At 60.0% G+C, this 13,153-nt stretch carries 10 protein-coding genes and 1 pseudogene; 4 read left to right on the forward strand and 7 right to left on the reverse strand.

The features are described 5' to 3' along the window. Positions 1-81: 81 nt before the first annotated feature. Both cueR and RY831_RS00345 read right to left on the reverse strand, forming a co-directional pair. The gene (gene cueR / locus RY831_RS00340) at positions 82-474 is read right to left on the reverse strand and encodes a Cu(I)-responsive transcriptional regulator (RefSeq protein ID WP_326504347.1); all 393 of its coding nucleotides are present in this window, start codon (positions 472-474) and stop codon (positions 82-84) included. Then, positions 471-2,831 carry a heavy metal translocating P-type ATPase gene (locus RY831_RS00345; protein ID WP_326504348.1) on the reverse strand — a complete coding sequence of 787 codons (2,361 nt, stop codon included), beginning with the start codon at positions 2,829-2,831 and terminating at the stop codon, positions 471-473. Before RY831_RS00345 ends, cueR begins: the two co-directional genes overlap by 4 nt. Before the next feature lie 454 nt (positions 2,832-3,285). Here RY831_RS00345 and RY831_RS00350 point away from each other — a divergent pair, with 454 nt between their 5' ends. The 3 genes from RY831_RS00350 (at position 3,286) to RY831_RS00360 (ending at position 7,899) form a co-directional block, all read left to right on the forward strand. Continuing rightward, positions 3,286-4,590, forward strand: a complete 1,305-nt coding sequence (locus RY831_RS00350; RefSeq protein WP_326504349.1) for a dicarboxylate/amino acid:cation symporter — start codon at positions 3,286-3,288, stop codon at positions 4,588-4,590. Between the two features lie 89 nt (positions 4,591-4,679). Then, a complete protein-coding gene (locus tag RY831_RS00355) occupies positions 4,680-6,563 on the forward strand; it encodes a sensor histidine kinase (protein ID WP_326504350.1) in 1,884 nt (627 codons plus the stop codon). After that, positions 6,556-7,899 (forward strand): sigma-54-dependent transcriptional regulator, encoded by a 1,344-nt coding sequence (locus tag RY831_RS00360; RefSeq protein ID WP_326504351.1) that lies wholly within the window; start codon positions 6,556-6,558, stop codon positions 7,897-7,899. Before RY831_RS00355 ends, RY831_RS00360 begins: the two co-directional genes overlap by 8 nt. Positions 7,900-8,089: 190 nt before the next feature. On the opposite strand, the gene RY831_RS00365 is transcribed toward RY831_RS00360, so the two are convergent. The 5 genes and pseudogenes from RY831_RS00365 to RY831_RS00385 all read right to left on the reverse strand — a co-directional run bounded on the left by RY831_RS00365 (position 8,090) and on the right by RY831_RS00385 (position 11,508). Beyond that, a complete protein-coding gene (locus RY831_RS00365) occupies positions 8,090-8,842 on the reverse strand; it encodes an HAD hydrolase-like protein (RefSeq protein ID WP_326504352.1) in 753 nt (250 codons plus the stop codon). 383 nt (positions 8,843-9,225) lie between these two features. Continuing rightward, positions 9,226-9,396: a tyrosine-type recombinase/integrase gene (locus RY831_RS00370; protein WP_437126186.1), complete on the reverse strand. Its 171-nt coding sequence runs from the start codon at positions 9,394-9,396 to the stop codon at positions 9,226-9,228. After that, positions 9,380-9,747, reverse strand: a pseudogene (locus RY831_RS00375) (DDE-type integrase/transposase/recombinase); the annotation flags it as partial. The pseudogene RY831_RS00375 and the gene RY831_RS00370, both read right to left, overlap by 17 nt. A gap of 40 nt (positions 9,748-9,787) precedes the next feature. Next, positions 9,788-10,426 (reverse strand): YqhA family protein, encoded by a 639-nt coding sequence (locus RY831_RS00380; RefSeq protein WP_326504353.1) that lies wholly within the window; start codon positions 10,424-10,426, stop codon positions 9,788-9,790. 146 nt (positions 10,427-10,572) lie between these two features. Further along, positions 10,573-11,508, reverse strand: a complete 936-nt coding sequence (locus tag RY831_RS00385; RefSeq protein ID WP_326504354.1) for a YihY/virulence factor BrkB family protein — start codon at positions 11,506-11,508, stop codon at positions 10,573-10,575. 437 nt (positions 11,509-11,945) lie between these two features. Here RY831_RS00385 and RY831_RS00390 point away from each other — a divergent pair, with 437 nt between their 5' ends. Beyond that, a complete protein-coding gene (locus RY831_RS00390) occupies positions 11,946-13,106 on the forward strand; it encodes a PRC-barrel domain-containing protein (RefSeq protein ID WP_326504355.1) in 1,161 nt (386 codons plus the stop codon). The last annotated feature ends 47 nt before the right edge of the window (positions 13,107-13,153 follow it).

Raw genomic sequence — 13,153 nt, forward strand, 5'->3', positions numbered from 1 at the left:
CTTGGCCTGCACGACCGGATACCGATACCGATACCGATACCGATACCGATTCGGACAGGGCCGCACACATCCGCATCCGAATTACATCCGCCGCGCCAGGTCCTCGATGATCGGGCACTCGGGTCGGTTGTCGCCCTGGCAGCAGTCGGCGAGATGATGCAGCTGGTCGCGAATGGTCTGCAGTTTTTCGATGTCCCGGTCGAGCTCCTCGATGTACTGCCGCGCCAGCGTCTTCACATCGGCGCTCCTGCGGCCGCGGTCACCCCAGAGCGCCAGCAGGGTGCGGATGCGCTCGATGGAAAAGCCGAGCTCGCGCGAGCGCTTGATGAAACGCAGCGTCTGCACTTCGTTCGGCCCGTACTGGCGGTATCCGGAATCGGTGCGTGCCGCCTGGCCGATCAGGCCCACGCTTTCGTAATAGCGAATCATCTTTGCGGTCACGCCAGAGGCGTTCGCCGCTTCCCCGATATTCATGCCGCACTCCTTTCCGTCGAATTCGAAGCCTTGCTGTCCGAAAGAGCGGGTTTCCAGCGCCTGAGCAGCAAGGCATTGCCGACCACGCTGACCGAGCTCAGCGCCATCGCGGCGCCGGCGATCACCGGATCGAGCAGGCCGAATGCCGCCAGCGGTATGCCGACCAGGTTATAGATAAACGCCCAGAACAGGTTTTGCCGGATCTTGCGGTAGGTGCGGCGCGAGATCTCGATCGCATCCGCCACCAGCGCCGGGTCTCCGCGCATCAGCGTGATGCCTGCCGTGTGCATCGCCACGTCGGTGCCGGTGGACATGGCAATGCCGACATCGGCCGCAGCCAGCGCCGGGGCATCGTTGATGCCGTCGCCCACCATGGCCACCTTGCGGCCGTCCTGTCTCAGGCTGGCCACCACGCCGGCCTTGTCGGCGGGCAGCACCTCGGCGCGGAAGTCTTCGATGCCGACCGCGCCGGCGACTGCAGCGGCGCTGCCCGCATTGTCGCCGGTCAGCATCACCGACCGTATGCCCTGCCGCTCCAGCCGGGCCACCGCTGCCCGCGCCGTCACCTTGAGCGCATCGCCGAAGGCCAGCAGGCCGGCCAGGTGCAAAACTCCCTCTTTCGAAAATGCCAGCCATGACACCGTGCGGCCGGCCTGTTCATGGCGCCGGGCGACGTCTTCCAGTGCCGAGAGCGGCAATTGCAGTTCCTGCATCAGGCGACGGTTGCCGAGATAGACCGTCATTTCGTTCACGTTGGCCTGCACGCCGCGGCCGGCCAGCGCCTTGGCGGCGGTCGCCGAGGGCGCGGCAATGCCGTGTTCCTTGGCGGTCGCCTCCACCGCCCTGGCCAGCGGATGATCGCTGTACTGCTGCACCGCGTAAGCCAGCGCAAGCAGGCGTTCGGATGCTTGCGCCTCGCTTCCTGTTGCCCGGCTGGCTATCGCTGCAGCTGCGGCCGCAGATGCTGCAGATGCTCCAGATACCGCAGATGCGGCAAAAGCCGCATCCGTTTCAATCGCAACCACTGCCGGTTTGCCCTGGGTCAGCGTACCGGTCTTGTCGAACGCGACCGTCGTGACGGCATGCGCGGTCTCCAGCGCTTCCGCATCCTTGATCAGGATGCCGTACCGCGCCGCCGCGCCGGTGCCGGCCATGATCGATGTCGGCGTCGCCAATCCGAGCGCGCATGGGCAAGCGATGACCTGCACCGCGACCGCGTTGAGCAGCGCCTGCTGCCAGTCGCCGGTCAGCAAGCCCCAGGCCAGCAGGGTCAGTACGGAAATCAGGAGCACGACCGGCACGAATACCGCGCTCACCCTGTCGACCAGGCGCTGGATCGGCGCCTTGACCGCCTGCGCATCCTCCACCAGCTTGATGATCTGCGACAGCATGGTGGCGCCGCCGACCGCGGTGGCCTCGATGATGAGCAAACCGTCGGCATTGACCGCGCCGCCGGTGACCTTGTCGCCGACCGTCTTGTTCACCGGCAGGCTTTCGCCGGTCAGCAGGGATTCGTCGAGATGGCTGCTGCCTTCCAGTACCCGGCCATCGACCGGCACCCGGCTGCCGGGCCGCACCACCAGCGTATCGCCGACGCGAATCGATGAGATCGGTACCGGTTTTTCCGTTGCGCCGCTGCGCAGGATTGCCTCGGTGGGGCGCAGACTCTCCAGCGCATTCAGCGCAGCCACCGTCTGGCGCTTGGCGCGCATTTCCAGCCATTTGCCAAGCAATACCAGCGTGATCACCACCGCCGATGATTCGAAATACAGGTGCGGCGCTTCTCCATGCCCGCCATGCCCTGCATCCTTGAGCAGCAGGTAGAGCGACAAACCATAGGCGGCGCTGGTGCCGAGCGCGACCAGCAGGTCCATGTTGCCGGAGCGTGCCAGCAAGGCCTTCCAACCGGCCCTGTAGAAGCGCGCTCCCAGCCAGAACTGCACCGGCGTGGCCAGCGCCAGCTGCCACCAGCCCGGCAGCATCCAGTCGCGGCCGGCCAGCATGCCGAACATCGGCGCAATCAGCGGCAGGCTGAGCAGCGCCGACACGGCGACCGGCCACCACGCGGGCAGCGGCGCGCCGCCGGCCCGCGGCTCCACCGCCCCGCCCCGCTGCTCCGGCAGATCGAGCGCAGCGTCATAACCCGCCTTGCCGACCGCCGCGATCAGCGTTTCCACCGGTACGCCGACGGCGCGGACCTGCGCCTTTTCGGTGGCGAGATTGACCGAGGCTTCGGTAACGCCGGGAATTTTCTTCAAGGCTTTCTCGACCCGCATCACGCACGACGCGCAGGTCATGCCGTCTATCCGGATGGACAGGTCGGCGATGTCGGTATGTTTGGTCAAGCCGGTGTTCATGATCTTCTTCCTGCTGGTGCTGTAGATAAGGTGAAGATAAGCCTTCCAGCGATTGGAAGGTCAAGCTGCATTGTATGCGGCACCCAAATTCGCTGCAGTAAATGCAGAACCTCTTCATACCGGCGCAGGATGTGGCGATGTACTCGCTACGTCTCCAACTTGATACAAGTAACAGGGAAACAACAGGACCAATGTCATTCGGATATCCGAATCTGCATTAATCGAACTGTTCGGATATCCGCACTCACTCCAGCCACTCATTTCCCATCGCCGGATTTTTAACCCTTTGTAAACAGGCACTTGCGAAAACGGTGCATGACTTTTCCCGTGCGCATGAATTTGGCACGGCACATGCATAGAGACAACCCGGCATATTCGCGCCAAAAGCCGTCATGGCTATAAACATTAACGTTTTCATCCTTCGGCCAGTTCAAGAAGAGACAAAGGAGTTTTCATGAAAAGCAACAAACTTACGACCCGGATCGCTGTTGCCATGGTGGCCGGCATTGTCGTCGGTTACCTCTGCCATACCTTCGCGCCGACCTCGGCCATCGCCAAGGACATCGCCGGCTACCTGTCCATATTTACCGATATCTTCCTGCGCCTGATCAAGATGGTGATTGCCCCGCTGGTGCTCGCGACGCTGGTCGCCGGCCTGGCAAGCATGGGCGATTCCCGGGCGGTCGGACGAATCGGCGGCAAGGCGCTCGGATGGTTCATCACCGCATCGCTGCTTTCCCTGCTGATCGGCCTGATCATGGCCAACCTGCTGCGGCCGGGAGACAATCTTGCCGTCCCTCTCCCGGAAGTCACTGCCTCGACCAACCTCAAAACCTCCGCACTGAACCTGAAGGATTTCATTACCCATGTCTTCCCGAAGAGCATCTTCGAATCCATGGCGCACAATGAGATCCTGCAGATTCTCGTCTTCGCCATGTTCTTCGGTATCGCACTGGGCAAGCTGCAGAACGAAACTTCCAAGAGCCTGCTTAAAACAACGGAAGACGTGGTCCACGTCATGCTTCAGGTCACCGACTACGTGATGCGCTTCGCTCCGGTTGGCGTGTTTGCCGCGGTTGCCTCGGTCATCACGACCCAGGGACTGGGAATCCTGCTGGTGTACGGTAAGTACATGGCAAGCTTCTTCCTCGCATTGGGCGTGCTGTGGATGGTGCTGATCTTTGCCGGCTTCATTGTCCTCGGCAAGGATATCTTCCGGCTGCTCAAGCTGATCCGTGGCCCGATGCTGCTGGGCTTTTCCACGGCAAGCTCGGAATCGGCCTATCCGAAACTGATGGAACAGCTGGAAAAATTCGGCGTCAAGGACCGTGTCACAGGTTTCGTGCTGCCGCTTGGCTACTCGTTCAACCTCGACGGCTCCATGATGTACACCGCATTCGCGGCCCTCTTCATCGCTCAGGCATATGACATTCCGCTGACCCTTGGCCAGCAGATCACCATGCTGCTGGTCCTGATGGTCTCTTCGAAGGGTATTGCCGGCGTGCCGCGCGCATCGCTGGTGGTCGTTGCCGCCGTTCTGCCGATGTTCGGCTTGCCGGAAGCCGGCCTGTTGCTGGTGATGGGAGTGGATCACTTCCTCGACATGGGCCGCACCGTGACCAACGTGCTGGGCAATGCAATCGCCACCGCTGCCGTCGCAAAATGGGAAAACGCTATCGAGCCGGTTCCCGAGGAATTGGCCGAATCCGAAAGCGCACTCCCGCTGGAGGAAGTGCGGCACGCCTCGCGCGCGGCCTGATCTGCCGGACATCCTTTCCTGCAGGCATTTTCCCAAGGTCCCTGCAGGAAGAGGCGCATAATCCGAAGGTCCGAACGCCTGCCACGCCTATGCCTTTCCAAAAACATTTGCTCAACGTTCCCTCGCTGGTGCTGGTGCTTGTGTTCGCAATACTGGCAGTGAACGCCGCCATGCTGACATTCCAGTACAGCATGGCGCTCGGACTGGAAGATCTGCAGGCTACCGGCCGTCATCGGTTGAACCTGTATGCAACGAATCTGGAAAGGGAGATCGACAAGTACGCTTATTTTCCGACCACCCTAGGACTGAAGCGGGATGTGCTTGAACTCGTTGAAACCCCGAGTCCCGGGCGTGCCCAAGTCCAGGAAGTCAATGAATATCTGGAACAGCTCAATGAACGGGCGGGCACGCTGTCCATCTACATCCTCGACCGCGCGGGCAAGGTGATTGCATCGAGCAACTGGCGCCACGAGGACAGCTTCGTCGGAGAAGATCTCTCGTTCCGGCCTTACTTTCGCGAGGCGATGACCAGGGGCAGCGGGCGGTTCTTCGGCATTGGAACGACACGCAGCGAGCCCGGGTATTACCTCTCGTCGGTGCTGGCGAACAGCCAGGGAGCGCTGGGAGCAGCCGTCGTCAAGATCGGCCTGAAGCAACTGGAAAAATCCTGGTCGACGGTGGAAGCGCCGGCCCTGGTCTCCGACGAGAATGGCGTGGTCATCCTGGCATCAGTACCCGGCTGGAAGTTCATGACGCTCTGGCCGCTGGACGACGCCGCACGCCGTGCCTTCGACCAGACACAGCAATACAACCGGCAAGCGCTTCATCCGCTCGGCGTTGTCGACCTGAAGAATCTCGACAATGGGGCGCGACTGGTCCGTTTGCCCAAAACGAATCCGGAAATGGTGGCGATGTTTCCGGTCACCGGCGAATTCGTCGCACAGACCCAGGTTCTGCCGGGAACACCCTGGAACATCACCGTATTTTCATCGCAGGACCAGATCCGCCGGAATGCCGCCGACCGTTCATTGCTGGCCGGTGTAGTTGCAGGCTTTCTCTGCATTCTGGCCCTCATGCTCAATGAACGCCGCCGTCATCTGAATGCCAGGCTCGCAGACCGGGAGGCATTGCAAAAGGCATACGACGAACTCGAGCGCAAGGTCGCCGAGCGTACGGTGGATCTGTCCTCGGCCAATATCCGCCTGCAGCAGGAAGTGGCGGAACGCATTCAAGCCGAACGCACGCTGCGCGCAGCACAGGATGAACTGGTTCAGGCGGGCAAGCTGGCGGTGATAGGCCAGCTTGCGGCGAGCGTTGCCCACGAGCTGAATCAGCCGCTGGCCGCACTGCGCACCTTGTCCGGCAACGCCCGCAAGTTTCTGGCGCGCGGCAATCAAGACACCGCCAGCAGCAACCTGGAACGCATCGATGGCCTCGTCGACCGGATGGGCACCGTGACCGCGCAGCTGAAATCTTTCGCCCGCAAGTCCTCGGGGACCCCGCAAGTGGTTTCGATACGGCGCGCCATCGACAATGCGCTCTTCCTTCTGCAGCAGCGCCTGACGCAGGCGCGCGTGGAAACGCGCGTCGACCTTTCCGAGAGCGAGCTGTATGCATGGTGCGACGCGAACCGGCTGGAACAGGTGCTGGTCAACCTGGCCGGCAATGCGCTCGATGCCATGGACGGCATGGATGAAGTCGTGCTTGAACTGGTTGCCTGCCGCAACGGCGACCGTGTCCGAATCCAGGTACGCGACCGCGGCCCGGGAATCCCGGATGACGTTCGCCCGCGCCTGTTCGAACCGTTCTTCACGACCAAGGAAGACGGGCGCGGATTGGGCCTGGGCCTGGCCATCTCGGCCGGCATCGTCGCCGACTTCGGCGGAAGCCTGTCAGGCGACCGCCATCCCGACGGCGGCGCCGTCTTTACGCTGGAAATCCCTGCTGCTCCGGAGGACCCATCAAATGAGTGAAACCTTGCACGTGCTTGTCGTCGAGGACGATCCGAACGTGCGGCTCGGCTGCGAACAGGCACTGCAACTTGAAGACATTCCCGTGGCTGTGGTTGAGACGGCGGAACAGGCGCTGCTCCGCATAGCTCCGGATTATCCCGGCGTGGTGGTCAGCGACATCCGCCTGCCGGGCATGGACGGGATGACCCTGCTCAATGAAGTGCGCCGTATCGATCCGGATCTGCCGGTCGTTCTGATCACGGGCCACGGCGACGTATCGCTGGCGGTACGCGCAATGAAGGATGGCGCACACGACTTCATCGAAAAGCCCTTCTCGCCCGACTACATGGTGGAAGTTGCGCGTCGCGCACTCGACAACCGTCGCCTGACGCTTGAAGTGCGCCAGCTCCGCGCGCGTCTGCAATGCCGCGATCATCTGGAAGCACGGCTGCTGGGCAACTCCGCGGCAATGATGCGCGTACGGCAATTGGTGGTGGATCTCGGCAACAGCGCCGCCGACATCTTGATCGAAGGGGAAACCGGAACCGGCAAGGAACTGGTTGCACGCTGCCTGCATGATGCAAGCCCCAAGCGCAACGGCAACTTCGTTGCAATCAATTGCGGCGGACTACCGGAGACCCTGTTCGAAAGCGAAATTTTCGGTCACGAGGCCGGTGCCTATACGGGCGCAAGCCGAAGGCGCGTGGGCAAGATCGAGCATGCGCGAGGAGGCACGCTCTTTCTCGATGAGATCGAATCCATGCCGCTGGCGATGCAAACCAAGCTCTTGCGCGTCCTGCAGGAGCGCAGCCTCGAGCGCCTTGGCTCCAATACGCCCATCCCGGTGGACTGCAGGGTCCTCGCTGCGACCAAGGTCGACCTGAAAGCACTGGCTGACGAAGGCAAGTTCCGACCGGATCTCTACTACCGCCTCAATGTGGCCAATCTGCTGCTGCCGCCGCTGAGGCAGCGCCGCGAAGACATTCCGCTCCTGTTCGAACACTTCCTGCTCCAGGCGGCAGCCCGTCATGACCGCCCGGTACCGAGCGCCGGCGAGGCCAATACCGGGCCCCTGCTGGCTTACGACTGGCCTGGAAACGTGCGCGAGCTGCGTAATGTCGCCGACCGCTGCGTTCTCGGGATCGAAGCCGGCTTCCCACCCTTCGGTACCCAGGTTCAGGCCGGCCCTCATGCCCAGCCGCTGGCGGAAACGGTCGCGGCCTTCGAACGATCCCTGATTGCCGAAGCGATGACGCGCTGCGGCGGCAGCCTCGCCCGCGCGGCAGAATCCCTGGGTGTCGCGAAGACTACCCTGCACGACAAGATTAAAAAATACCGGATCGGTGAATCACCGTAATTTTGTTGAGGCAGTATGTGATGAAACCGCGCTCGGTCTTCCCGGCGAGATGTAGCAGAATGAGGGAGCGCCAGCACTCCGCGCGGCCCAACGCATATCCCGGATTAACGCGATCCAAGGCAAGCCGTTCCCGGCTTGTGCGCCGTACTCAGCGGGAAGAAAAATTCCTTGAATTAATCGGCACTGTCCATCAATCTTCCACCAACGTACTCCTTCCTAGCAAGGCCGGTGCAATATCGTCCACCCGTCGGAACAGGTAGTCGGGCCGGGTCGCCTGCAGCACGTCGGCGCGCGTATATCCCCAGCTTACCGCGCCGAAGCGCAGGCGCTCGCTGCGCGCCGCTTCCGCGTCCCGCACCTCGTCGCCGACGCACAGCGCATGCCGGCGGTCGATATTCATCTCTCCAAGAAGGCGGCGCAGCTTGCTGCGCTTGCCGAACAGCGATGCTCCGCAGGCATAGCACTCGATCAGCCGCGCATGCTCCGGGCCGAGCACGGCGCGCACGTTGGATTCGGAATTCGAACTCAGCACCGCAAGCCGGACGTTTTCGCCAACGAGCGTGTGCAGCATGGCTCCTACGCCGTCGAACAGCGGAATGTCGTCGATTTCGCTTGCCATCATGGTCCTGAAATCCGAGGCCACGCGCGGCACCTTCCAGAGCGGAATGCCGACATGCCGCATGATCTGTTTCGCATCGCAGCCGCGCAGCGCATCCAGGTCTTCGCCCAGGATCGGTCTGAAGCCGTGGCGCCCGGCAAGGACGTCGAAGCTGCGGAGAAAGAATGGAAAGGAGTCGGCAAGCGTGCCGTCGAAATCGAAGACAACCAGTCTGGGTCGGTCGGATTCTGCTGCCATGTCGGATTGTTGGCCGTGCAGCCTGTGCGGCACGACATGCTGATCGGGATGGGCCGATTCTAACTCGCCATCGGGCGCTTCAGCCATGGCCTTCTGCATGCTCCCTATCTGTGCAAACTCGACGGAACATTGCCCCCGACTTGCCATGCGAAGCGATACCACACCGTACCAGTGCCCGAGGGACCGTCGTATCATGCCTGTTCGCATAGGTGCCTGGCTGCGACTTGCTATGAAGCAGCGGTTTAGTCATGGTTGTCCTGTTGCGATAAGGAAGTCAGCGCGAGAAAAAGCGAGCGGTATCCGTCGTTCAGGCGACCAGGAGATAGAACTGGTCGGCAGGGGACTGTCAACTTTACGTGGCGGAAGCGAGAAGAGGGCTGGTCTCTTGCGCCCTCTTTTTCTTGCCCGCGCGTTCGCAGCGACTTCTATTACAGAGAGTGCTTGCTCTTCTTGGTCAAGGTCGAGAGCTTTTATTTCATCTTCTTCTCCCAAAAGCCCTGTTCCGTCTTCATTCTTCGCCGGTCTTCCGTCGTCACATAGATCGTAGTCGTGTCGAACGAAGCATGTCCCAACGTCTGCTGCAGCACGTCCAGCGGCATGCCGGCTTCGACCGCATGCGCTCCATATGTATGCCGCAACATCGGCTTGAATTGGGTGGATGACGTCCGTATTGGCACCGCACTTGTCGATGGTGATCTTGTCGGGTAAGCCGTGCTGGCCGATGGCGCGTTTCAGAAAGCGACGCGCGCAGCCTGATCGCGTTTGGCAGTAAGCAGGAAGTTACCCGTGGCGCCGTGACGGTCGACGGCACGATAGAGACACCTCCATTGTCCACCGAAGAACACGTAAGTTTCGTCCATTCTCCAGCCACTGCCCACCGTGCGCTTGCGACGGCGAAATGCCGCAGCCAGCACCGGTAGAGTTTTGAAGGACCAGCTATGAATGGTCGTGTGACCAACGAACACGCCGCGCTCGTGCATGATCTTGGTCAGACCGAAACCGCTCTAGTGCGGCTTCGACGAGCCGCTCACATTACGGCTCACGTTTGGCGCTGGCTTCACTGACGTTATCGTGAGGAATGATCTCGGCTTTCTCGTCTTCGTTTTCGAACATATGCTTCTGGGCGCGTGCCTGCTCATCGGGATTGTGTTGCTTCTGCTCTTCCTTGGCTTGATGGCTATGTCGCTGGAACAAGACCAGTGCTGCTATTACGACGGCCATCGCACCGCCGAACTGGAGCGTTGCCAGCGGCTCTTCCCAACGGACGAAATGCTCAAGGAAGGTGACGGCGAGAATCACCACCACGACACTCACCACCTTTGATTCGAGGTCGGCAAGAGTCTGAACCCCAAGCGATACGGTGATGTTGAGCGGGGCGACGAACAAGCTGTAGAGTCCTACACCGATGATATAGAACACGACCGCTTTGAGCATGACGCTGACGACCTCCAGAAACTGTATGGTTAATTCGGTCGAGTGGATGTCACCATCGAATACCGACTTCCATGCGTCCCAGACGCTGGTGAAGGCTTGTATTGCACCTAGCAGAAAGAGGGATACGGCAATTAGCATCACTGCGGCAACTGCAATGAGAACGATGAAACGGCTATGGCCAATGGTCTGGCTGAATCGGTCTATCGACTTTTCGTTGCGCGTGTTTTTTGAATGCATGTACGCCCCGTTCTCACTTAGGAAATCGTAATAAGGATATGGTGACTGACCTCATAGGCGATCTGCCGTTCCGGTATCAAGTTGATCTTGTGAAATGGCCGGAAAATCCTGCTGACCCGACGCCGGCGGCCTGAACGGCCGGCCCGTCAGGATGCGTGCGCCGCACGTGAGAGTTTGGCCCATACCGCATTGACTTCGGCACCGAAAAGAAGGACCGAAGTGGAGAGTTGCAAATAAAGCAGCAGCGCAATGCCGCTTCCGATGCTTCCGAACATTGCGCTATAGCTGGCAAAGTGTTGCAGATAGTACTTGAATGCCAGGGAGGCGGCCACCCAGACCAGCACGGAGATGATCGCGCCGGGCGAGACCAGCCGGAATGGGTTGGCGGCGTCGGGCACGATATGGTAGACGATCGCAGTGGCGGCCATCAGAAGAAAAAGGCCAGCCGGCCAGCGCAGCCAAGTCCAGAGCATCACCGCGGTATCTTCCAGTCCGACGAAATACCCGACCCAGCGTATGGCTTCCGGACCGATTACGAGCATGCCGGTGCCCGCTATCAGAATGACCGCGATGCCGAGCGTATAGGCGATGGACGCGAGATAGCTTTGCCAAGCAGGTCTGTTGAACGTAGTACCGTAGGCAACATTCAGTGCCTTCATCATCGAACGGGTTCCCCGCGATGCAAGCCAAATGGAGAGGAGAACGCCGAAGGACAGCAGTCCTCCCTGAGGAACACGCAGTTCGTTGAACGCCGCGCGAACTCTTTCCATGGCTTTAGGAGAGAGCGCGTGCCATGCTGCCTGCTGAATGGAGTCAAGCAGGATGGACAAGTCGAAGAAGCTGAGAACGGCAAACAGGAAAATGGCAAATGGAAAGAAGGAAAACAGCATGTGATAGGCAAGCGCCGACGCGTAGGTCGTCATGTCGTCATGCATGAATTTTCTCAATGCAAGCCGTACCACATTCTTGAAGAGGCGCATCCGGAAGCGAAGAGTGTATATCCAAGTAGCCATTACGGGCTTGTGAACAATCGAAGGTGAGGCTTTTGATGCATCTGGCCGATACGAACAACCATTACACATAGATCAGGATCGCCCGCCCGGGATTTCATTAAGGAATCTTTTACGAACATTCAGGCAGCTTACAAATACCATGCCCGGAGAAGCGCCAACACGATATTGCGTCTTGCATTATGGTTGGATAATTGTGTTGCGTCACGATTGTGCCGATTCGAATACATTTGCTCGCCAATACCTGTCTCAGGTTTTCGAAGAGATGAGATTGCGTCCTTTGCGGCCTTGCTGCGCTGCACTCACTCTCCACAAGCTTGAGATGGACTTCCGATTCCGCCCTGAGGTATCAAGTTAAGAAATTGAACAGACATCGGCAGATTTTCAATGAACGATCACCGTCTATCGTTGACCAACTTTTATGCATTCGTCTTGGTCCGATTGATTTCGTCTGCTAGTTGCGCAGGGACCGGGATCCAACGAAAGAAGACCGACTAAGGAGAGTTGACATGAAAAATACCAATCTCATAAAACGTGCGATCGTGCCTGCGGTTTGTGTGCTCGCGTTGAACGGCGCCTGGGCCGCAACGCATGGCGGAACTCCGGGCGCACATAACGATAGACTCGGCGAGTCTGCGGTGACCGATTCGATGCGATACAACGGCAGGGGTAAAGAAGCAAATGCCCTGCATGACCGATCAGGCGGTACGTCCAATGAAGACGGGAAAAATGCCGGCGCGAGCCGGCGGGAGATGTCCGCGCAGAACAGCAAGGCTGGTGCGGCATCGGGAGCGTCCTCCACATCGCAACAGCGGTCCGAACGGTTCGATATGCGCGCCAGCCAGCTGGTCGGAAAAGACGTCGGGAATGCTCAAGGCGAAAGCCTCGGTGAAATAAAGGATCTCTTCGTCGACCTTCAGGCCGGACGCGTTCCTTACGCGGTGCTTTCAGTTGGGGGTGGGCTCGGCGCTGCCGATAAATTGTACCCGTTCCCCATGACGGCATTCAGCCTTAGCCGGGACCGGGGTGAAATGATACTCAACGTGGGACGGGAAAAGCTTGTCAACATGCCCGGTTTTGACAGCAACGCCTGGCCTGATTACTCCGAACAAAAAGGCCTTCTTTCCCGAGTCGACCGGTTCTTTGGCAGCGAAGTTGACAGGCAACCTGCGACACGTGGAATGGTGCGCGCCTCGGAACTTATGGGGCGTGATGTCGATGACCTGAAGGGACAGGATATCGGTGAAGTTCAAGACGTAGTCATCGATGTGGGGCGCGGGCGGATCGCCTATGTCGTGCTGGATTTCGACAAGGCATGGAGCCTCGACGACAAGCTGCTTCCATTGCCGTTAAAGGCCTTCAATTTACCGGAGGAGCGCAATGACCCGCTGGTGTTCAAGATGAACCGTGACCGCCTCGACATGGCGCAGGGCTTTACGCGCAATAAATGGCCGGATCTGAATGCACCCGCACAACGGGCAACGACGGAAAACTATTTCCTGGCGCTGGAACGTCCGACCCAGTCCGAAGCCCGCCAAGGCATCGGCACGTCTGGCCCGTCCGGCGGCGACTCCGGCGTTTCCGGCGGGATATATGCAGATCCGGTTTCCGGAGCCAGTGTTCCGCGGGAGCGCGGGAATGCAAGCCCATCAGGAACGTCGAACAAGTAGTATTGGAGCGGATTGCGGTTAATTGTACGGCCGTCTCGCCTTGCCCT

This window comes from Noviherbaspirillum album (genome assembly GCF_035916955.1).
Classification (GTDB): domain Bacteria; phylum Pseudomonadota; class Gammaproteobacteria; order Burkholderiales; family Burkholderiaceae_D; genus Noviherbaspirillum; species Noviherbaspirillum album.